The organism is Williamsia sp. D3 (assembly GCF_000506245.1).
GTDB classification, from domain to species: Bacteria; Actinomycetota; Actinomycetes; order Mycobacteriales; family Mycobacteriaceae; genus Williamsia; species Williamsia muralis.
Genome location: NZ_AYTE01000033.1, coordinates 1 through 18395, shown reverse-complemented (window position 1 = coordinate 18395; position 18395 = coordinate 1). Strand labels below are relative to the sequence as shown.

Annotated in this window: 26 protein-coding genes; 8 read left to right on the top strand and 18 right to left on the bottom strand. The window is 63.5% G+C overall.

What is annotated here, in order from left to right:
• Positions 1 to 10 precede the first annotated feature (10 nt).
• The 4 genes from W823_RS58230 to W823_RS51155 form a co-directional block, all read right to left on the bottom strand.
• Positions 11 to 169, bottom strand: coding sequence for a hypothetical protein (locus W823_RS58230; RefSeq protein WP_023961483.1), 159 nt, complete (start codon positions 167 to 169; stop codon positions 11 to 13).
• 329 nt (positions 170 to 498) lie between these two features.
• On the bottom strand, positions 499 to 633 hold the full coding sequence (locus tag W823_RS59360; RefSeq protein ID WP_255326334.1) for a hypothetical protein: 135 nt from the start codon (positions 631 to 633) through the stop codon (positions 499 to 501).
• Positions 630 to 1511 (bottom strand): DUF3560 domain-containing protein, encoded by an 882-nt coding sequence (locus tag W823_RS56825; RefSeq protein ID WP_235189644.1) that lies wholly within the window; start codon positions 1509 to 1511, stop codon positions 630 to 632. Before W823_RS56825 ends, W823_RS59360 begins: the two co-directional genes overlap by 4 nt.
• Positions 1508 to 2179, bottom strand: a complete 672-nt coding sequence (locus W823_RS51155; RefSeq protein ID WP_023961481.1) for an LPD29 domain-containing protein — start codon at positions 2177 to 2179, stop codon at positions 1508 to 1510. The genes W823_RS56825 and W823_RS51155 overlap by 4 nt, the downstream gene beginning before the upstream one ends.
• A gap of 371 nt (positions 2180 to 2550) precedes the next feature.
• Here W823_RS51155 and W823_RS51150 point away from each other — a divergent pair, with 371 nt between their 5' ends.
• Positions 2551 to 2958, top strand: a complete 408-nt coding sequence (locus W823_RS51150; protein ID WP_023961479.1) for a hypothetical protein — start codon at positions 2551 to 2553, stop codon at positions 2956 to 2958.
• Positions 2959 to 3036: 78 nt separating this feature from the next.
• On the opposite strand, the gene W823_RS51145 is transcribed toward W823_RS51150, so the two are convergent.
• From W823_RS51145 to W823_RS51130, 4 genes are all read right to left on the bottom strand, one after another.
• A complete protein-coding gene (locus W823_RS51145) occupies positions 3037 to 3246 on the bottom strand; it encodes a hypothetical protein (RefSeq protein WP_023961477.1) in 210 nt (69 codons plus the stop codon).
• 494 nt (positions 3247 to 3740) lie between these two features.
• The gene (locus W823_RS51140) at positions 3741 to 5438 is read right to left on the bottom strand and encodes a ParB N-terminal domain-containing protein (protein ID WP_023961475.1); all 1698 of its coding nucleotides are present in this window, start codon (positions 5436 to 5438) and stop codon (positions 3741 to 3743) included.
• 88 nt (positions 5439 to 5526) lie between these two features.
• Positions 5527 to 5889, bottom strand: a complete 363-nt coding sequence (locus W823_RS51135) for a hypothetical protein (protein ID WP_023961473.1) — start codon at positions 5887 to 5889, stop codon at positions 5527 to 5529.
• A gap of 13 nt (positions 5890 to 5902) precedes the next feature.
• A complete protein-coding gene (locus W823_RS51130) occupies positions 5903 to 6085 on the bottom strand; it encodes a hypothetical protein (RefSeq protein ID WP_023961471.1) in 183 nt (60 codons plus the stop codon).
• A 332-nt stretch (positions 6086 to 6417) separates the two neighbouring features.
• On the opposite strand from W823_RS51130, the gene W823_RS58225 reads away from it, so the two are divergent.
• Complete coding sequence (locus W823_RS58225) at positions 6418 to 6564, top strand: hypothetical protein (RefSeq protein WP_161634037.1); 147 nt, start codon at positions 6418 to 6420, stop codon at positions 6562 to 6564.
• A gap of 67 nt (positions 6565 to 6631) precedes the next feature.
• Here W823_RS58225 and W823_RS51125 read toward each other — a convergent pair whose 3' ends face one another.
• The 7 genes from W823_RS51125 to W823_RS51100 all read right to left on the bottom strand — a co-directional run bounded on the left by W823_RS51125 (position 6632) and on the right by W823_RS51100 (position 11049).
• Positions 6632 to 7573: a DUF4192 domain-containing protein gene (locus W823_RS51125; protein ID WP_023961469.1), complete on the bottom strand. Its 942-nt coding sequence runs from the start codon at positions 7571 to 7573 to the stop codon at positions 6632 to 6634.
• Between the two features lie 435 nt (positions 7574 to 8008).
• Positions 8009 to 8410 carry a hypothetical protein gene (locus W823_RS51120; protein ID WP_023961467.1) on the bottom strand — a complete coding sequence of 134 codons (402 nt, stop codon included), beginning with the start codon at positions 8408 to 8410 and terminating at the stop codon, positions 8009 to 8011.
• Positions 8411 to 8555: 145 nt separating this feature from the next.
• Complete coding sequence (locus W823_RS51115; protein WP_023961465.1) at positions 8556 to 8897, bottom strand: hypothetical protein; 342 nt, start codon at positions 8895 to 8897, stop codon at positions 8556 to 8558.
• Positions 8897 to 9115 carry a hypothetical protein gene (locus W823_RS51110; RefSeq protein ID WP_023961463.1) on the bottom strand — a complete coding sequence of 73 codons (219 nt, stop codon included), beginning with the start codon at positions 9113 to 9115 and terminating at the stop codon, positions 8897 to 8899. Before W823_RS51110 ends, W823_RS51115 begins: the two co-directional genes overlap by 1 nt.
• 5 nt (positions 9116 to 9120) lie before the next feature.
• Complete coding sequence (locus tag W823_RS58220) at positions 9121 to 9291, bottom strand: hypothetical protein (RefSeq protein ID WP_023961461.1); 171 nt, start codon at positions 9289 to 9291, stop codon at positions 9121 to 9123.
• A 62-nt stretch (positions 9292 to 9353) separates the two neighbouring features.
• Positions 9354 to 10568 (bottom strand): YibE/F family protein, encoded by a 1215-nt coding sequence (locus W823_RS51105; RefSeq protein WP_023961459.1) that lies wholly within the window; start codon positions 10566 to 10568, stop codon positions 9354 to 9356.
• Between the two features lie 124 nt (positions 10569 to 10692).
• Positions 10693 to 11049 carry a hypothetical protein gene (locus W823_RS51100; RefSeq protein WP_031333098.1) on the bottom strand — a complete coding sequence of 119 codons (357 nt, stop codon included), beginning with the start codon at positions 11047 to 11049 and terminating at the stop codon, positions 10693 to 10695.
• 398 nt (positions 11050 to 11447) lie between these two features.
• On the opposite strand from W823_RS51100, the gene W823_RS56820 reads away from it, so the two are divergent.
• Positions 11448 to 12515, top strand: coding sequence for a hypothetical protein (locus W823_RS56820; protein ID WP_152538149.1), 1068 nt, complete (start codon positions 11448 to 11450; stop codon positions 12513 to 12515).
• A 639-nt stretch (positions 12516 to 13154) separates the two neighbouring features.
• Here W823_RS56820 and W823_RS51095 read toward each other — a convergent pair.
• Both W823_RS51095 and W823_RS59070 read right to left on the bottom strand, forming a co-directional pair.
• On the bottom strand, positions 13155 to 13364 hold the full coding sequence (locus W823_RS51095; RefSeq protein WP_023961452.1) for a hypothetical protein: 210 nt from the start codon (positions 13362 to 13364) through the stop codon (positions 13155 to 13157).
• Positions 13361 to 13873, bottom strand: coding sequence for a PLDc N-terminal domain-containing protein (locus W823_RS59070; RefSeq protein ID WP_235189645.1), 513 nt, complete (start codon positions 13871 to 13873; stop codon positions 13361 to 13363). The genes W823_RS51095 and W823_RS59070 overlap by 4 nt, the downstream gene beginning before the upstream one ends.
• A 457-nt stretch (positions 13874 to 14330) precedes the next feature.
• On the opposite strand from W823_RS59070, the gene W823_RS51090 reads away from it, so the two are divergent.
• The 4 genes from W823_RS51090 (at position 14331) to W823_RS51075 (ending at position 16557) form a co-directional block, all read left to right on the top strand.
• Positions 14331 to 15020 (top strand): GAF and ANTAR domain-containing protein, encoded by a 690-nt coding sequence (locus W823_RS51090; RefSeq protein ID WP_235189643.1) that lies wholly within the window; start codon positions 14331 to 14333, stop codon positions 15018 to 15020.
• A gap of 280 nt (positions 15021 to 15300) precedes the next feature.
• A complete protein-coding gene (locus W823_RS51085; protein ID WP_023961438.1) occupies positions 15301 to 15627 on the top strand; it encodes a hypothetical protein in 327 nt (108 codons plus the stop codon).
• Positions 15628 to 15926: 299 nt separating this feature from the next.
• The gene (locus tag W823_RS51080) at positions 15927 to 16256 is read left to right on the top strand and encodes an Lsr2 family protein (protein ID WP_023961436.1); all 330 of its coding nucleotides are present in this window, start codon (positions 15927 to 15929) and stop codon (positions 16254 to 16256) included.
• Between the two features lie 58 nt (positions 16257 to 16314).
• Positions 16315 to 16557, top strand: a complete 243-nt coding sequence (locus tag W823_RS51075) for a hypothetical protein (protein WP_023961434.1) — start codon at positions 16315 to 16317, stop codon at positions 16555 to 16557.
• Between the two features lie 132 nt (positions 16558 to 16689).
• Here the strand turns inward: W823_RS51075 and W823_RS57880 are convergent, their stop codons facing one another.
• Positions 16690 to 16962, bottom strand: coding sequence for a hypothetical protein (locus tag W823_RS57880; RefSeq protein ID WP_235189642.1), 273 nt, complete (start codon positions 16960 to 16962; stop codon positions 16690 to 16692).
• 955 nt (positions 16963 to 17917) lie between these two features.
• On the opposite strand from W823_RS57880, the gene W823_RS51065 reads away from it, so the two are divergent.
• Positions 17918 to 18395, top strand: a 478-nt coding sequence (locus W823_RS51065) for a universal stress protein (RefSeq protein WP_161634036.1), incomplete at its 3' end; no start/stop codon positions are given.

The following is an 18395-nucleotide window of genomic DNA, read 5'->3' as shown; positions in this document are numbered from 1 at the left end:
GCGGCCGCCGTTAGCTGTTGTCGGCGAATGGGTTTGACGGTGTGCCGTCGGGCAGGTGCCAGTCGGTTTCGAGTTGGCTGGTTCCGTCTTGGCGGATCGTGTGGGTGGTGATGCCTTCTCGGATGATGATCGTTCCGTCGGTGCTGGCGTAGGCAGTGGTGATGGTCATGGTGGGTTCTCCTCGTTGTGGGCGACGCTGTCGGCTTCGCAGTCGCTCAGTGCGGGGTGGGCGGTCAACCCCGAAGAGCAGCGGCGGCCGGAAGCCACTTTCACGCGAGCGCAGCGAGTGCGGTGTGAAAGTGGTTGGAGCGCACGGGCGTAGCGCAGCGGAGAACGGGCGGAAGCGCCGGTGCGTGGGTTGACCGGTCGGGCCCCCGGACTGAGAGAATGAGAAGACGCGCGCCCCTTGGTGACCACAAGGGCGAAGCTCGGGCCGAAGGCCCGACTACGCGGGTGGCCGCGCAGCGGACATACCGTCACGCTGCGCGGCCACACCGTTTAGCCGGCCTTGTCCGCCTCGCCTGCGCCGGTCGCGTTCTGGTCCGCAGTGGTGGTGCGATGGCCGGTGAGGTGGGCGTATTTGATGGTGTGGGTGAGGGTGCCGCCGCCGTAGGCGGGATATTCCACGGTCACCGATTTGGGGTTGACCCGGCGGACTCGATACCAATCGTCGTACCGGCCGCGCACCAGGTCCCCGACACGGATGGTGTCGCGGGTGTAGTTGGTGGTCTCGCCGCTGGCGATCTGCTGCTGGCGGACCTGTGTCCAGTAGGCGATGTCCTCGGCGCGTTGGGCCATGCGGGCGGTGAGCCGGTCGCGGTATGGGCCGGACGCTGCGTGGTGACCTCGTCGCGCTTCTCGCCGGCGGCGTCGGTGAACAGGGTCCGGCGGTGCCCGTCGAGCGCTCTTTGATCGGCGCGCTGTTCGGCCTCGAGTGTGTCGATGCGGTTGGCCACGGTGACCGGGTTATATCGGTGATCGGTGGTCGCGGCGGCCGCCGCTGCGCGCTGCTCGACAGCCTTGGCGGTGTTCTCGGCCTCCACGGCCTGACCGAGTGTCTTCCACGCTTTGTCGATCGCGCCCCGGTGCCGGCGTTCGGAGTGATGGCCGATCTTGATTGGCTCCCCACCTGGGGGCAGGGCGTCGGTGGCGGCGCGTTCCCTCGCCCACGCCGTCTCGGCGTCGCTCTTCTTGCGTGCGGCTTTCGCGGCGAGGGCTGCGGCGCGGTCGTCTTGGCGGGTCAGGCGGTCGGCCTCGGCCTCGGCCGCTGGCCGGTGGGTGCGGTCGATCTCCACGGTCACGGTGTGGCCTGCCTCCCGCAAGGCGTGGGCGGCCCGGTTGATCTTGTAGTCGTTGGGCTGGCGGTCGCGGCTTCCGGCGATGCCCCACAGTCCCAGCGTGCGGAACCAGCGAAACCCGTTGGCTTTCAGAATCGTGTTCGTGCCGTCGCCTTTGCTGGTGCCCTCGACAAGGGTTCCGTCTGTGTGGGTGTGGCGAATGGTGATCGTCATAGCGGCGTAACTCTTTCCTGTGGAGTGGATATTGAGGTGTGGGTGGCTGCCCGTGTGAGGGGTCGGGCAGCCACCCGGCCAGAGGGTTTGCGGGTGTGCAGTGCCGGTGTGGCGGTAGTGAAGTCGGTAGCCGACAGGGCGCTGGTGATCGCGGTTCCCATGTCGTAGGGGGAGCGGGGCAGCGGTTCACCCAGGTACGACAGCCAGCGGTCGGCGTCGAGGGTGAGCATGGACGCTGAGCGGTGCAGGGTGTTGTAGGTCAGGGCCTCGGGGTCGATACCTTCAACAGCGAATGCGGCTGAGATCCAGGTGTTTTCGTCCATGAGCTGGCGCACGGTGGTACGCACTGCATCGTCGGTGAATGCGCGTTCGCCGTTGATCCCGTCGCACGAGTACGAACGCACCTCGGGCAGCTCGGCCGGGTCCGTGCACACCAGGCGGTCGTCGAGCTGGTCGTAGCTGTCGGTCATCCCGTTGAATTGGGCGCTTTGGAACTGAACCCACTCGCTTTGGGCTTGGGTGTAGGCCGGTCCGTCGACCCAGGCGACCCGCAGCCATGCGCTGGCGGTGCCGCGTCCACAACGGACGGAGAACTTCACGGTGGGCCAGGTGGCGCGCAGGTGCTTACGCAGCTCGGCGGCAGTCTCTTTCGTGGTGAACTTCGGCATGGTGACCCTCCGGCCTCGGTGCGGCAGACCTGGTGTCCGCCCACTGTTTTGCCCTTCTGGCAAGGGAGAGGTGGACCGGCATAGGAGGACAGAACACAAGACCGCGGGCGGAAAGTTTTCACGCGGAGCGAAGCGGAGTACGGGTGTGAAAAGTTTCCGAGCCCGCAGGGCCGCAGCCGCGGTCTTGTGTGGCGGACGACGCCGGTCACACTCGGACGGCCAGAAGGGACAAAACGAGGAGAAAGGCCGTCAGGCCGGGCGCTGTGCGCCGCAGGCGCTTCCGCTCAGGTGACCGCGCAGCGGGCATGGCCACCGCATCACCGAAAGCAGGATCTCGATCATCGAGAAGGTCGCTGACCTACTGTCAGGTCATGACGATTCATCCGGGGGCACGCAGGCTGTGGATGGCCGCGCTGGTGGTCGTCTGCGTCGCTGGGTGCGGCGCACCGTCGCAGCCAGCACCTGAGACCACGGCCTGTGTGACGGGGTGCGACGCTCCGTGGGAGCCGGCACCTGAGGCGGTGAAGATCGGCACTGCCTATCGCTACAACCTGTACACCCATTGCGGGGCGGGCGATGCCAAGTTCGCCGGGCAGTACTGGGAAGCGGCCCCCACCGAAATAGTCTCCGGCAGTGCGCCTCCGGGATGGTCTGATCCCCATCAGACGGGCGTCATGACGCGGGTGTCGGAGACGTCCGCTGTCTTCGAGGCCACAGGACAGAAGAGAAGTTTTCAGCTACGACCAGGAGCCACCGAATTCCTCCGGATCTGTATGTGACCGGGCGCCACATCGGTGTCGAGAACGCACCAAAAAGGCCCACCCCCGGGCGGGGGTGGACCGCAGCCTGCCGGCGCTTTAGGGGGCTACCTCGAGGCGCCAGTAGCCGATCGTGCGGGGGAACAACTCGACAGTCTGGGTCTTGGTGGGGCTCAGGTAGGCCTGGGCGGTCGGTATCGACCCGTCTGCCATCTCTACGTCGACGAGTCCGACTCGGTGGACCAGCTCGGCGTTGGTGACGGTCAGTGGTCCGTACTGAACTCCGTCGATGGTGGTGTAGACGTTCATGATTGGCCCTTTCGGTAGGTGGCGCTGACGCCTCGCAATCGGGCTGGGCGGGGTGGGCTGTCAACCCCGAAGAGTCCCGGCGGCCGGAAGCCACTTTCACGCGAGCGCAGCGAGTGCGGGTGTGAAAGTGGTTGAAGCGCACGGGCGCAGCGCAGCGGAGAACGGGCGACACCGCCGGGGCGTGGGTTGACAGGTCGGGGTCCCCGGCCAGCCACCATGAGAAGGCGCGCGCCCCTGTGGTGACCACCAGGGCGAAGCTCGGACCGCCAGGTCCGACAACGCGGACTGAGGGGGAGAGAAGCCTGGCCAACGCGACACAGGTCTGGGGAGAAACGTGTCGGGACCGGGGGGAGTGGTCCCAGGACCGGGGGGATGGTCCGGTTGGCCAGGCTCTCGGTGAGCACGCTAGCAGGACGAACTGACATTGCCCATCTGAGCTGCCATCGCGGGACGAAGCGGGGCAGGTTGTCTCACCTACCCCGCTCCGAGTGCGTTCAGCTGATGTCGATGTCGTCAGCTTTCATATCCCCGGTGACCACCTTCTCCACGTCGGACAGGGCGTATCCGAACGCTTCGGTGAGAAACCGAAGGTAACGGGTGCGGGCATCCCCGATGCTGCGCAGGTACTCGTGGCCACCGCGCCAGGCGTCTTTGGGCAGGTTGGCCTCGTGCGCGGCGCACGTGATCGCCAACGCGATCAGCTGGGCACGTTCGGCGGCGGCTCCGTCGAGCGCCTCGATCGGATCGGTACCGAGCAACTCGGCGGCGATCTTCTTGGCGTCGCCGTCCTGGCGGGCGACGTTGTACAGATCAGCGTTGCGCCACACCGTGGTCGCCAGGAACGCTGCGACCACCGCAGCCTTGCCCTTGGGCAGGGTCTTGCGGGCGAACGCCTCGGTGAGCTTGTCGCGGCGTACCTTCTGCGCGGCCACACCCAACTTGTTGAGCGTGATGACCTTGCGGCGTTCACGCTTTTCGGCCTCTTCACGTTCGCGCTCACGGTCGGCGCGCTCGCGGGCGATCCGGTCGGCGCGGTCTTCGGCACTCTCGCCGTCGGCGTCCTGGGCGGCACCAGCGACGGGGCTGGGGCCATCGCCGGGTAGGTGCACATCGGTCATCGTTGACCGGCTGCGTTGCCGGTGCTCGCTGGCTGTTTCCAGGCCATCGCGGGCCGGATCGTTGTGAAACCAGGTGACGCAGTGGCTCCATTCCAGCTTCTCGGTGAGTAGACGGCAATCAACCATTCCGTCCGCCGCGACGGCGTCGGGGCCTTCGTCCTGCACGCTCCAATCGATCGTCGCCTCCTCGACTCGCTCACCGGCGGCGTTGAGGTAGACCTCCTCATACTCGGTCTCCACGAACGCCAGCACGTGCTCGGGGGTGAGGTCGTCGAGCTGCTCGTCGGTCACCTGCTCCCCGGTCTCGGCGTTGACCAGACCGTAGAACTCGATCCAGGCGCTGCGGTGCTGCGGGCGTACGTCGCTGACGTGAAAACCCTTGTCCCGCCAATGCGCCAAACCCTCGCGCAGGGCTGCGCGTTGGTCGGCGTTCTCGACCAGCTGGGCGTGCTTGTGCTCGAACCGGCCCTCGGTCGCGGCATCGAGCAGCTCGGTCACGGCCTCGGTGTCGCCGTCTGCTTCGTATCCGGCGATGATCGCGCCCTGGTCCAAGGTAAGCAGGTCATTCACTGCCGCCATCGCGTGTGCGGATCCGGCGATGGCCAGGGCCGCATCCACCGTCTTTTTCGGTGTGTTGGTGGTCTTGGCGATCTTGGTCCGCGACAGTCCCAGGTCGAGCAACTGCTGAAAAGCGGTCGCCCGATCAGTGTTGTTCAACTGGGTGCGTTGCTCGTTGGTTTGCAGCTGGTCGCTGATCCGCTCGATGGTCGCAGCGTCGTCGGCGGCCTCGGTGCTGATCACATAGACCGGAATGCTCGACAATTCGGCCTCGCGGGCGGCGAGAGTGCGCAGCTGCCCGTCGCGCACCCGCAACGTGCCATCGGCATCGCGGGTGGCCAGGACCGGCAACAGAACGCCCCGGGCGGCGATCGAGGCCACGAATGCCTTGTCCAGGGTGGCGTCGGTGCGCACGTTGTCATCGATGACCACCTCGGCCGGGTTAGCGTGCACCAGCTCGCCGGTAGCGGCGGTCTCAGCGGTCGGGGTGATGGTTGCAGTGTTGTTGTTTCCCATGGTGTTTTCTCCTATTGTGGGTGAGAAGCAACCGGGCCGAGCATCAATCGGCCCGGCTGCTTTTCTTTATGGGCCAGAAGCGGTTTCGCTATCTGGGGTTTGTGGGGGTGTGGTCGACGGGGTTGGTGTCGGCGTCGGCGAGCATTTGTGCGGCCACGGTCCGGATCTCGGTGAGTCGGGTGACCTCGTCCAGGTGTTCGGCTGCTTCTCGGTGCCAGGCGCGGCGTTGTTCGGCGGTGGTTGCGAGGTGTTCGGCGTGGCCGATGTTGTAGGCCGCTTCTTGTGCGTGCCGGTCGATTGCCTCGTCTAGTGCGGTGCACCACTCGCGGGCCTGGGCGATCATGGCCTGCTGGAAGGTGATTCCCCGCAGCGTCGCGGCCAGCTGCACAGCGGCGAGGTTCGGTGTGGTGATGGCCAAGGCGTCGAGTTCGGTGTAGCAGTCGATGGTCATGGGGTGCTCCTTGTCAGTGGGTGAAGTGGCTGGGGTCGATGACGGTGGCGGCGGCCTGGTGTGCTTCGGGGCTGCCGATCGCGAGGTCGAGCAGTGCGCTTTTGGTGGCCTCGTCGAGGTCTGCGTAGGCCGGATCACCGGGCATTTTCGTTTGGTTGTAGACGTGCTCCATCGCAACGAACGGGTCATAGAACATGGCGTGCCTCCCTGGGTTGTCGTGTCCGCCAACTTTTTTTGCCCTTCTGGCAAGGGAGATAAAGACCGGCATAGGAGGACAGAGCACAAGATGTGGGCGGAAAGTTTTTCAGGGAGCGCAGCGAGTGCGGGTTGAAAAAGTTTCCGAGCCGGCAGGCCGGAGCGCAGCGGAGCCAGATCTTGTGCGGCGGACGACGCCGGTCAAAATCGGACGGCCAGAAGGACAAAAGGGTTCTCCGGCCGTCAGGCCGGTGTCACTGTGCGCCGAAGGCGCTCCGAGTAGGTGACCGCGCAGCGGGCATTCTTTCCTGCCGGCCGGTTACGGTGGGAGACATGAGCAGCGCTGCAGAACAAGCGATGAGACGGCTAGTCGATGGCCCGCGGCCGCCGGCGGCCGTCGATCTTGAAGTCCTGGTCTTTGGCCGGCGCACACCGGCGGACATCGTGGTGCCGCCGCACGGAGTGGGGCGGCACCTCTAAACCCTGCTGTAGACACCACAAGGCCCGCAGAACGTGTCTGCGGGCCTTGGGTGAAGGGCACTGCGGTTTAGGTCGTGTAGTCACCTCCGATCGTGTCTCGGGCAGTGTCTGGATCGGGGATGACTTGGGCCAGCTGGGTGGGGGAGATCCCGGCGGCGGCGGCCAGGTCGATCAACTCGATCAGCGTGGGCAATTGTGTGGTGGTGCGTTGGGCTGTCTCGATGGCGACGTTCATCAGGGCACCGTTTCCGGCCAGTCCTGCCAGTGCGACCACGAGGGTCAGCACTTCGGCGCGGACTTGGTCGCGGAGCATGCCTGCCACGTCGATGAACAGTTGGGTTGCTGCTCGGGGGTTGTCAGATCCCACGGTGAGCAGGGCGTCTCGAAAAGCGATGTTGCTGGTCACTGCGTGGCCGATGTTTGCGGCCAACTCTGCTGTCAGCGTGCCGTTTCCGGTCATGATGGCGTGCACTTGTCGGGCGATGTCGAGCAGGCTCATCGACATGTACGGGTCGGTGGCCGGTTCGGTCAGTGCGAACCTCTCCTCGAGGTCTTCGCGGGCGGTGGAGATGGCTTTGCCGTCCATCACCAGCCGGACCGATACGTGGCTGGTGCGGTAGTCGTCAGTCATTCCGCTGTCGCCGGTGCGCAGGTTGGTCCAGGTCTGCGGTCCGTCGCAGCTGGGAGTGTGCAGGACATTGTTGACGTCCAGTCCGAGCAGCTCGGCGATCTGGGCGGTTGCCATCGCCTTCTGCATGGCGTTCTCGTCGTCGGCGCTGATGGCCACGATGAACACACTGGTGGCTTTGTGGCGTCGCGCGGTGTCCATGATGGTCGAGGCTGTGTGCGAGATGGTGGTGAGGTCGTTGCGGGCGGTGAACAGCACCTCGACGTCTTTGAGTGCCACCACCACGACTGATTCGGCGGGGATAAAGCCCAGCAGCGCCGGGAGTGCGGCGATGAGGTTGGCCGGGTGGGTCAGGGTGATCGGGGTGTTGTTGTTGTCCATGAGGTGACCTCCACTACAGTGATGCGGCAGACCTGCTGTCCGCCAACTTTTTTGCCCTTCTGGCAAGGGAGAGGTGGACCGGCACAGGAGGACAGAACGCAAGATCTGATCGGGAAGTTTTCACGCGGAGCGCAGCGGAGTACGGGTGTGAAAAGTTTCCGAGCCCGCAGGGCCGGGAGTCAGATCTAGCGTGGCGGACGACGCCGGTCACACTCGGAAAGCCAGAAGGACAAAACGATATCCGGCCGCAGGCCGGTCACAGTGCGCCGCAGGCGTATCCGAGTAGGTGACCGCGCAGCGGGCAAACAAGAAGGCCAGCCACCACGGGGGAGTGTGGTGGCCGGCCTGAGGGAAGGGGCCCGGTCGCGAGGACGCTGGGAGCTGGTTGCGGGAGCTTGCGCTAGGCCGCGGGAGGGCTTGGTGTCGCGGTAGCTCTTAGGCGTCCGTGGAGGTTGCGGATGCGCCGTCGCTGTTGGGCTTGTGAGTTCTGTTGGTGATGCGTTCGCGGGCTTTGTATGTGTAGCTGGCGGTGGCGATCGCGGCGAGGGTGAGTACGACTGCTCCGGCCATTTGGGTGGGTGTGGCTGAGATCCAGATGGCGGCGAGGCCGGCGGCGGCGCCGAGGGCGGCTGGACACCAGGCGTAGTGCGCGAGGTCGATGATGCGCAGCAGGGTGGTGGCTAGGTTGGCCGTGTTTGGGTCGTTGGGGTCCCCGGTGGTGGCGTGGTTCCACCATTTCCGGTCTCGGCGTTTGGCGGTTTCGAGGAGTCCGACGCTGGCGAGGATGGTCAGCGCGCTGATGAGGTACAGGATCGTCAGGAGCGTCTCGTCGGTCATCGGTTCGCCTTGTGCGAGTGGCGGTGTCCGCCGCGTAGGACTGGTGGTGGTACTTGGCCGCCGGCCATGTGCCACGCGCGTCGGTAGACAAAGATGAATGGTGTTAGGGCCAGCAATGTTGCACCGCAGATTAGTAGTTCGAGGATCATGCTGTCTGCTCTCGTCGGGGGTTGTTTCTGGCGGGTGTCCGGGTGCAGATCACCCATCCGATCAGGTTGGTGATCGCCACGGCGGCGAGGACGCCGAGCAGTATGTAGCCGGTGACGGCGAGGTCGTTGTTGAGCTTGGTGACGATGAACTGCATCAACAGTCCGAGGGCGAGCAGGCCCGAGGTTGTGCCCCCTCCGAGCCGGAATGCGTACCGGCGATCGATTCCTGCAGAGGGGGGTCTGAGCAGGCCCATTGCGGCGGTGGTGACGCCAAAGAGCGACCCGACAAACAGGGTTGCGTGGAAGACGATGATCAAAGGATCCATGTTCGGAGACATCAGACGGTCGTCCTGTCTCGACCGATGTACTCGCTGAGGTTGATCAGGGGTGCGGCGATGCCTCCGATGATGAACGCGACGCCGGCTAGTGGTGTGGTCATGGCGAGGATGACCGCAATGATGACTAGGGCTACCCCGGTCAGGGCTGCGGTGATGGTGGCTCTTTTGTCGGTGGTGCGGTGGGGTGTGCGCCGGGACAGTAGGGAGCCGATGGCCATGGTGATCAGCCTATGGCTGCTGCGGTGACGGCGATGTTTCCCAGGGTGGTGTGGTGGATGATGATCGCGATTTGGAGCAGTACCCCGCCAACGATGGTCAGGGTGGCACCGATGAATGTGGTGTCGCGTTTGGCTGGTGGGACTTGTTGAAGGGTGACGCGGCGACTGGACGGCATCAGTCGTTCCTTTCGTTGCTTTGTCCGCATTGTCACAGATGGGGGTGACAGCGGTCTGTGGGTCAGGTTGTGGTGCTGGGTGTGAGCTGTGGTGGGTCTCCTTCGTGTTGTTGGGTTGTGGTCTTGCCGGTGCGTTGGCAGGTGAGTGCTGCCAGTGCGGTGGTGAGTGGGACGGAGAGGATGAGTCCTAGTGCGCCGGTGAGGCTGCGGGTGATTTCGGTGGTGATGATTTCGAGGCTGAGGCTTGATCGGAGGCCGTAGTCGGTGCTGTGCAGGATCAGTAGGAGTGGGAGTGCTGATCCGGTGTAGGCGAGGACGAGTGTGTATGTGGCTGAGGCGATGTGGTCCTTGCCGACTTCCATTGCTTTGCGGAACGCGGTGAGTGGGGAGTGGTGTTCGGCGAGCTCGAAGACGGTGGAGGCTTGGGCGATGGTGACGTCGTTGAGGACGCCGAGTGAGCCGATGATGAATCCGGCGAGCATGAGTCCTTGGAGGTTGATGTTGGCGAGGTGCCCGTTTTCGTCGTCGGCGGCGGCGATTCCGGTGAGGTGGAGGGCTTTGACGGCCAGCCAGGACACCAGGAGTGTGTAGGCCATGGCGGTGAGGGTGCCCAGCAGTGCTGTGGACGATTTGTAGGTGATGCCGTGGGCTAGGTAGACGACGGCGAACAGGATGAGTGCGCTGCCGGCTAGTGCGGTGGGTATGGGTGGTCCGCCGGCGGCGATGGTGGGCAGGATGAAACCGAGAATGATCGCGCCAGCTGCGGCGATGCCGATGGCGGCGCGTAGTCCTTTGGCGCCGGCGACGACGGCCAGGGCCACGATGAGTAGCCCGGCGAGGATGACGAGCCAGAGGGTGCGGTCGCGGTCGACGATGTGCCACGTGCTGTCGCCGTGTTGGTTGCTCGCACGGGCAACGATGACCTTTTCGCCGGCATGCAGCGGGTCCTTGGCGGCCCACGGCTGCGTGACCAGCAGTTCGTGGGGTTCACCGTCGAGGGTGATGGTGGCGTAGTGGTTGCTGTCGCGGATCGCGGTGGAGTCGATGGTGGTGTGGGTGCCGGTGATGTGGCGGCCGAGGTAGTCGGCGACCTTGCTGGTGGGGTTGGCGGCGGCGAGGTAGGGGACAGCTATCAGGCAGATCAGTAGCAGCACTAGAAGTGTTGCGGTGACAGCACGTTTGGCGATCCGGCTGGGATCTGCGCCGGTGTGCAGATCATGGTTGTGCGTGTGGATCTCGGCATCTGTATGACCGGGTTGAGCTGGACTGGACGGCATCAGTCGAGTCTTTCGGGTGGAAGGGCGTTCGGCCTGGACGGCAATCAGGCTTGAACAGCACGGAGTTAGGTGAGCCGGTTAGCGACGAGTCGGCATGCGCGTGCGCCAACGGGCTGATCGGAGGCTATTCCGCGACAATGGCGCGGACTCGTGCGACAAGATCGGCTGCATCTCCGTCGACGGACTCGATGAGCAGTCGATCGTTTGCTTCGCCGGGCGCTTGAGCTGCAGCGATGACCTTTCCAACCGATGTGCCCAGATCGTAGACACGAACAAATTCGTACTGAGACGTTGGCAGAAGGTCAGGGTCAGCCGGAACGTGCCCAAGACCATATGACTTCAACGTCTCGCTGATCATTCCGTTGATGCGTGGTGTGAGCCGACCAGCGGCGATCGCATCGCGCAACTCCCACGCTTGGAAGGTCATGACGCCGCCGGCGCCTTGGACTGCTTTCTTGATGTCACTCATGTCACCACTCATGTCAGCGACTCTACACCGAAGTCTTGGGTAATCATAGGGAAATATCCACGTCGAGATTTTTCCCTGCCCTCAACTCGGCTTGTGTTCGAAAACCGGTGTGTGCGGGTCTATAGCCAAGCCAGATCGGCCGGTGTTGTGCGTGGTTGCGACCCTGGCTCGGCTTACCTGATCGAGGGGCAGCTGGTACTCGCCGAAGATGCTGTCCCGCAACACGATGAAGCGCTCATTCACTCTGTGGGGAAGGGCAGAGTGACGCGAGGATCCCCAGAATCCAGCACAGTGCGTACAGGTGAACTGCTGCCAGCTGCGCCCCGAATCGTCGAGGTAAGTATGGCTGGCCCGCCGTCGTACTACGATTCGTCTAATTCTGAGGGGCCATCCTTGGGGAGGAGAAGAACGTGGCGCACGCGCAATACGAAGTCGGTAGAACAGGGTTTGTCGCACTTGCAGGTGCCTTTGCCTCCCGCGTTCCGGAGGAGTATCAGACCTGGTACCCAAGTAGTGACGTCAAGGGTCGATTGAGTATTGGGATACAGGACGAGCCGTCGTATGTTCTGAACTGGCGGGCCGATGATCCCGAATGGGAAGGGTACTTACCCCCACGGCTGCCTGAGCTCGCGTTTTGGCTTCCTGACCCGCCGGTACGTGCATCGGTCGAGTTGGAAACCCATTCTTCTGAGCCGCCACTGACCGACATCGAGCAGTGGGACTACGTTGAGCAAGGCGGCGGTGAGTTCGGTTACGTGCCAGTGCGAATGTTACCTCCGCCTTGGCCGCGGGACGACGATCACGACTACTTTCTGGACCTGGCGCTGTCGTCAATCAGAGACGGCTGGAACATGATTCGTGTTTGCTGCCGCGATCGTCGACCGGACGCCGACACCGTCCACATGCGATTCGATATCTGGCCGATCCCGAGTTCCGCCGGCAGACAGATTATCCGTAGCCCCCAGACGCCACCCGCCACGAGCGCCGCCGATGTCGAGGAGCGACGTCAACTTGCGGTCACCATTCGCGAAGCGCCGACGCACTCCGGACCGTTGAACTCCGAAGAACTGAAAGATCGATCCCTCTTAATCAGAGGCGATTACAGTGACACCAGCGCTTGGCACAAGGTTGCCAACGCAGCATTGGCACCAGATCCCGTTGACGCCTTTACGGCCGACCTCACGTTGGTCGAGGATCCAACACTCGACGGAATCACGGTCGAGACACTCCTGCAAGCTATGGGCGAACCGCCACCGTTCTATGTCTTCCTGGCCGACCACCGAACACTCACCGACCCCGAACACCCCATCCTTGCCATCGACATCAGCGGCAGCCACTACCCCCAAGAGCACGGCCGAACCGTGCGCGTCACACCAGCTGCCATGGCATCCATCGAGAACAACCTGGCCCTAGCAAACATGGACTTCGCAGATTTTGCCGACAATGCAGACGAAGACGGCATTTATCGTGGTGTCTAACTACAGAAATGGTGCATGGTGAAGGGCCGGGGACACGTCGGCACGCCCGTCCTACATGGTGAAGCAGTGCCTCGACCAGTACCTTGTCAAGGTTACTTGACATAATCTATATTATCGGCGTGATCAATTGTGGCACAATGCGTTTCGTCACCAGTGACGAAACATAGCGTGAGTTGCTGGCTGGCCGAGCGCATTCGGACCACGCGAACAGCTGTTCATTTGGGCCTCAGCGGCCCGACGTATGTTCGCCTTTTCGTAGGTGACCGAGATGACTTCCGTGGGTGCGTCGTCGAAGTCGACGAGGCACGTTCCCGATGGATCCGTGCATCTTGTGTTGACGATTCGGGTGTAGCCGAAGGCGGTCTCTCATGTGGCCTGGACTTGGGCATGTGGCCTGGACTTGGGCCTCTAGGCGCTCTGCGGTCGGCAGACTGTTGCTCTCTGGCGGGGGCTCCACGAGGCGTGCGGACGAGATGGCTGCCGCCGTGCGGCGCGGGTGGGTCGTGTCAGGTGAGCAACTGCAAAGAAGAACACCACTGAGCCCGGCGATGACCGAGAGGGCAAGCGCAGGGTGCTCACGGGGATCAGCCATCCCGCACATCCTCCTCTCGCGTATGTACCCTCCACAGCGGTGTTCCGTTAGGTGAGTAGTTCTACAAGGCCGACGACGCCGAGCAGCAGACCGATCACCGATGCCATGGTCACGACCATGGCGAGGTCGGCTCCGATCAACGGCCCCGACGAGCGCCGGCGGCGGTGATCGCTGCGTGTGGTCGGCGGGCGCAGCGGTACCGGATCGCCGGGATCGTCGGCCGCAGCGATCTCTTCGGGCGGGTCCGTGGTGCTCATCGACCACCTGGCCTCGGGGTGTCGTACGTCTCGGGTGTCGTACGTCTCGGGTGCTGCCGGGCCGGGATGCCGATCATTAGGCCTGCCACCCACGGCATGGTCGGCACGCTCGCATGATGACCGTCCGTCATCCTACGGGGAATCGGTGAAAGGTGAAAGCACCTGTCTTGGCCACAGTCTTCAGCCGTCCTGTTGGCGACGTCGACGGTCGAGTTCAGCCTGGCGGCGTTGCTCCTCGCACGTTCACGAACCTGCCGCAAAAACTCTGCATCAGCCGCCGGATCTGCCGGCTCGAACCGGCCCGGCTCGTCATACTCCGGAAAACCCAACGCGCTCGCCCGCCCAGAACCTGATCGCCGCCCATAACCACCCGCCACCGGCCTACCGGCCACAAACCACACGATCGAACCCACCAGCGGAAGAACAATCACCAGCAACAACCACCCCCACCGCGGCAACCCCCGCACACCCGCCTCACTACCGATGATGTCGACCAACGCCGCAATCATCACCACCAGCACCATCACACCCATGTACGGCAACGACCAACCCCCATTTTGACACTGATGCTAAAGCCAGTGTCCCACAGACACATTGCCAACACTGGGACTCCTGTTTCATCCATTTTGCAGGACGCGAACCCCCACCGCATTGGTGTATCAAACAAGCGCGAGACGGAGTGGCCTCACCGACTCCACAAGAGCTAAAGTTCACCAAGCACGTCACTCGCTACGAAAAGTCACTCACGAAGACCCCCGAACCGTGGATCTGCGGCAGGTACTACCCGCCCGCAGCGAACCCACGATTGCAGTCGTACAGGTTGACCGACCGCTCCGGCAGCAGAATCTCTGGCCTGCCAGTGGGCCGCGTGTACGTCTGCGACTAGGAGGCTATCCGCCGCCTTATTTGTGGTCGCTCGTGTAGCTTGAGCACGTCTGAGATTACGTGGCGACGGAAGACGGTCTGGTGGATTCTGAGGTAGACGTATCGACCCGGTTAGCGCAGATGGCCCAGCAGCTGCGTGTCGCCGGCGAGGATGAGGCATCAGCAACGACCAGGATCGCCCAAGCCGCGATCGAGACCATCAAAGGCGCCGACTATGCCAGCGTCACACTGGTCTCAGCGCGCGGAGTGATCACGACCCCGGTCGCAGTAGGCGACCTGGCCCGACAGTGCGACAACCTGCAGCAACAGCTCGGCGAAGGGCCATGCCTGACCGCAGCCGCGGGAGACGACACGGTCGTGTGGATCGATGACATGACCACCGAGACTCGGTGGCCCGCATTTTCCCGCGCCGCCGACGATCTCGGCATTGCAGCGATGGCGTGTTTTAGCCTGTTCGTCAGCGAGGACGACACCTTCGGCGCCTTGAACGTGCACAGCACCACTACTGGCGTGTTCGATACACAGGCCCGCTCCATTGGGGAATTGTTCGCCGCCCACGCCGCAGTGGAGATGGCGTCGGTCCGCGCGAACGACCAAATCCGTGCCGCGCTGACCACCCGAGACACCATCGGTCAAGCCAAAGGCATGCTCATGGAACGCTACGGCGTCGACGACTCCCACGCATTCCGACTCCTGACCACGATTTCGCAGGAACGCAACATCAAACTCGCCGTCATCGCTCAACACGTCATCGACGCCGGCCCGAACTGACCACCCGTTGACGGCCCGCCACGATCGCCGGGTCTCGTGCGGAATGACCGCATCGGACCAGCTCGGCCTCGCAGAAGACCTGGTGTCCCGCAGCAGACCCTTGCACGCGCTATCGAGGCGGCAACGAACCGGCCACCTGCACGGGCGGAGTAGTTGATTAGTATATTTAACTTCTATGAAGCGATTGTTAGTCGGTGTGTGCTGTGCAGCATCGCTAGTGGCATGTGGCAGCGATACGCACGCGGCCGATCCGGCAGTTGCGGGTTCAGATGAGGTCCCGATGGCTGCCGTAGTGAATACGGGCATAGCTGGCGTTGTCATGCCGCCTGAGGCGATCGCTATCGGTGAGCCAACGACGTCTACGGCGGCCTACGACCTGCCTGGCTGGCAGTTCGAGGACGCGACGAAGTGGATTGGCGATCGGCTTCCTCCACAGCAGATCAACAAGCTGCAGCTTCGCACTGCGCAGGCACAGCCCAATTCCAGCTTCGAGTGGTGCTGGCAATCCCCCGACCGCCCGTTTGAGGTGTTGCTTGTCTCTGTCTTTCCGAGCGATCCCGTTAACGTGGTTGTCGCCGATACCGACGGCAACCCGGCGGGGTGCTGACCTCGCAGCTGATCGCTTACCCAGCCCGTCTACGGCCGGGATTGGGTGAAGCTGCTCGCGGCGTCTGACTACGACCAGCCTTCATCAGGCCCTGAATGACCTGATCAGCGGCCGAAAAGGATGCGGGCCGACTGGCGGCGCTTCCCCTTGGCACACGGTCGTGCGCAGTTCACACCACCAAGGCACATGGGGTCGGGACGAAGACAGGCGTGCAGCGATGGAGCATTGTTACGATCTTTCGTGTCGGCACAGCCGATTCACCAGTCTTCCAACTCGAAGTTCTGAGGCGAGCAGTAGCTATGGCGAAGAAGCAGACTGTGCAGTTCATCGATGATCTCGACGGTGCGGTGCTCGAGGAGTTCGTCACCATTCGGTGGGCGCTCGACGGCAAGCACTACGAGTTCGACACCTCACCGGAGCACGCTGCGCAATTTCGCAAGGCCGTCGACAAGTACCTCACCGCCTCACGCCGGGTGAACGGTACCGCTAAGACAAACGGGGGGCCCGCCGCTACATCGGCCACAGGCGCAACCGCCATCCGCGCCTGGGCCACAGCAAACGGGTACGAAGTAAACGTTCGCGGACGAATACCGGAATCGGTGATTACGGCCTACAACCAACGCCGCTGACCGAGTGGCCGCCGGTCTAGCGGTCGCCGAACGTTATATAGTCTGATCTAATTGTGTGATGCCCACCTATGACCGCCCCATGGGAACGGCACCTGTGGCCGTCGGAGCGCGTGTCCGCGTGTCCTCCAGCGCCGGCGGCGGTGCCGGCTTTATCGCAGAAGACTTCGGTGAACTTCCCGACGGCACGGTCAAACTCGACCGCACCACGCTCATCCGGCCTCGCCGCTACGCGGTGGCACTCGACAACGGTGCCCTCATCTTCCTCGACCGAGCCGACTTCACCACTGACACTGACGAATAACAACGCAGCAGCAGAAAACTAGGGGTAAAGCCGCGTAGCAGCACAGCCCGGCTGCGTCCGAATCTGGCCGCCTGGCACACCTCGGCCCCCTAGAGTTCAGGTCTGTTGCCGCTACACCACCGCGATGCGGCGTCAGCGTTTCATGGACAACGGCCAGTCGGCGTCGTACTGCAAGATCGCGTACGCAGTGACCTCATCGACTCCGAATCGTCTGGCGAACGCAGTGATCATGCGAGCTGAGCCCCGGGCTCGTGCATGCGCCAACCGGACGGCAGTGTCGACCCCCGACACAGCGTTGTCGCTGTAATCGACCACGTGACAGACAATGAGGTCCGGCGACGCGGACCGTTGGACCGTCATCACCACCGGCTGGCGAGCGAGCCCATCAGCCTTGCTAAGCACCACACGGGTTGGGTATTTCGCGCTCAACACCGTAGTCACCTCAGGCCGTAGTTCGACCTGGCCCGAGGCCGGGTGATGTACGTACCTATCGACGGCCTGCACGAACCGGTCACCCAACATCATGGCCGCGACCGGACACGCTGTAACCGCACTCTCCTTCGTTAAGTACGCCTGCCTCCAGAATGGATGACCGGGCGACGCCGCTTCATAAGACGCCGCTTCATAAACAGTATCGGGCTTTCAGAGGCCGTACGCCCCAAGACAATTCCTCAACAGCTGATCGCAGGGCACTCGTGGGGCCGAGCAAATGTTCGTCGAGTTCGGCCTCACCGCCGCCGACTACTTCACCCGCGTATTGACCCCTGCTAACAGATCACTCCGGGCCCCTCGAGGTTCCGGCTGCACTACCTAGATGCCTACGCCGAAGCGTCCCGCACCTGGCTCCACGACGCAGCCCAGGTCGTCGACACCACGAACACCACACCCGATCGCGTTGCCCAGACAATCGCGAACGCTGTCGAGCCCGGTTCCCGCTGAAATGCGCTTATCGGCCAAGCGTCAAGTTGATATGACATAACATAGTCATTATTATCGGCGTAATACATTGTGGCACAATGCGTTTCGTCACCAGTGACGAAACGTCCCCTGAATCGTGTGCTCGCTCAGCACCAGCTGGGGCATCACCCACGAAGGCCACACAGCTTCACGGACGGTGTGGGAACATGGCAGGGATGGCCGATGTGGTGATCGCTGAGCCCCGTTGAGCACAGGGCATGGAGCGAACAAAAAGTGTGGGTGAACCCTGGGCGACAATCCCACCGCTGGCGGGAGCGGCCAGCTACAGTGCCGCTGGGCGATACATGTCCGATAGGCGTGGGGGCCCACAGTCGATCGTGTATGTTCCTCGCCCCGACAGGCAGACAGAGCGAGAGGGTTTGTGGTGGCGCAAGGTTCGAAGGTGGTCGGTGTTGATGGCTCGCAGAGTGCAGTGGCCGCGGTGCGGTGGGCAGCTGCTGATGCGGCCGCGCATGGTTCGGAGTTGGTGCTGGTGGCCTCGGCGTTTCCGCCGGTCACCACCCCGTTTCCCGAGGGCTTCTACATTGATCTGCGCGGTCAGGCCGAAAACGCGTTGGCTGCCGCGACCGAGCAGGCGCGGGCGGTCGCAAGTACCGCGGAATTGACCGTCACCACCCAGATCGCTTCGGAGTCGCCGGTGGCGGCGCTGCTTGAGGCGTCGGCGGGCGCGCGGATGCTGGTGGTCGGCAGCCGCGGCGCCGGAGCCGTGGCCCGGTGGGTACTGGGGTCAGTGAGTACAGCACTGGCCGCGCACACCACGATCCCGCTGACTGTCGTGCCCAGCGGGTGGTCGACCGGGGAGACCGAGCCGGCCGACACGACCGGCACCGCCGGTGATGGTCGGCGTGATGCGGTGGTGG

What these genes read in the sequence shown, in the direction of transcription:
- W823_RS59070 (WP_235189645.1), bottom strand. Translation starts at nt 13,873, where the DNA reads ATGATTGCGGCGTTGGTCGACATCATCGGTAGTGAGGCGGGTGTGCGG.
- W823_RS51095 (WP_023961452.1), bottom strand. Translation starts at nt 13,364, where the DNA reads ATGAGCACCACGGACCCGCCCGAAGAGATCGCTGCGGCCGACGATCCC.
- W823_RS51145 (WP_023961477.1), bottom strand. Translation starts at nt 3,246, where the DNA reads ATGAACGTCTACACCACCATCGACGGAGTTCAGTACGGACCACTGACC.
- W823_RS51130 (WP_023961471.1), bottom strand. Translation starts at nt 6,085, where the DNA reads ATGTTCTATGACCCGTTCGTTGCGATGGAGCACGTCTACAACCAAACG.
- W823_RS51105 (WP_023961459.1), bottom strand. Translation starts at nt 10,568, where the DNA reads ATGCCGTCCAGTCCAGCTCAACCCGGTCATACAGATGCCGAGATCCAC.
- W823_RS51110 (WP_023961463.1), bottom strand. Translation starts at nt 9,115, where the DNA reads ATGGCCATCGGCTCCCTACTGTCCCGGCGCACACCCCACCGCACCACC.
- W823_RS56825 (WP_235189644.1), bottom strand. Translation starts at nt 1,511, where the DNA reads ATGACGATCACCATTCGCCACACCCACACAGACGGAACCCTTGTCGAG.
- W823_RS51080 (WP_023961436.1), top strand. Translation starts at nt 15,927, where the DNA reads ATGGCGAAGAAGCAGACTGTGCAGTTCATCGATGATCTCGACGGTGCG.
- W823_RS51100 (WP_031333098.1), bottom strand. Translation starts at nt 11,049, where the DNA reads ATGAGTGGTGACATGAGTGACATCAAGAAAGCAGTCCAAGGCGCCGGC.
- W823_RS51155 (WP_023961481.1), bottom strand. Translation starts at nt 2,179, where the DNA reads ATGCCGAAGTTCACCACGAAAGAGACTGCCGCCGAGCTGCGTAAGCAC.
- W823_RS51085 (WP_023961438.1), top strand. Translation starts at nt 15,301, where the DNA reads ATGGCTGCCGTAGTGAATACGGGCATAGCTGGCGTTGTCATGCCGCCT.
- W823_RS51140 (WP_023961475.1), bottom strand. Translation starts at nt 5,438, where the DNA reads ATGGGAAACAACAACACTGCAACCATCACCCCGACCGCTGAGACCGCC.
- W823_RS51120 (WP_023961467.1), bottom strand. Translation starts at nt 8,410, where the DNA reads ATGACCGACGAGACGCTCCTGACGATCCTGTACCTCATCAGCGCGCTG.
- W823_RS58225 (WP_161634037.1), top strand. Translation starts at nt 6,418, where the DNA reads ATGAGCAGCGCTGCAGAACAAGCGATGAGACGGCTAGTCGATGGCCCG.
- W823_RS51150 (WP_023961479.1), top strand. Translation starts at nt 2,551, where the DNA reads ATGACGATTCATCCGGGGGCACGCAGGCTGTGGATGGCCGCGCTGGTG.
- W823_RS58230 (WP_023961483.1), bottom strand. Translation starts at nt 169, where the DNA reads ATGACCATCACCACTGCCTACGCCAGCACCGACGGAACGATCATCATC.
- W823_RS58220 (WP_023961461.1), bottom strand. Translation starts at nt 9,291, where the DNA reads ATGCCGTCCAGTCGCCGCGTCACCCTTCAACAAGTCCCACCAGCCAAA.
- W823_RS51115 (WP_023961465.1), bottom strand. Translation starts at nt 8,897, where the DNA reads ATGTCTCCGAACATGGATCCTTTGATCATCGTCTTCCACGCAACCCTG.
- W823_RS51135 (WP_023961473.1), bottom strand. Translation starts at nt 5,889, where the DNA reads ATGACCATCGACTGCTACACCGAACTCGACGCCTTGGCCATCACCACA.
- W823_RS51075 (WP_023961434.1), top strand. Translation starts at nt 16,315, where the DNA reads ATGCCCACCTATGACCGCCCCATGGGAACGGCACCTGTGGCCGTCGGA.
- W823_RS51125 (WP_023961469.1), bottom strand. Translation starts at nt 7,573, where the DNA reads ATGGACAACAACAACACCCCGATCACCCTGACCCACCCGGCCAACCTC.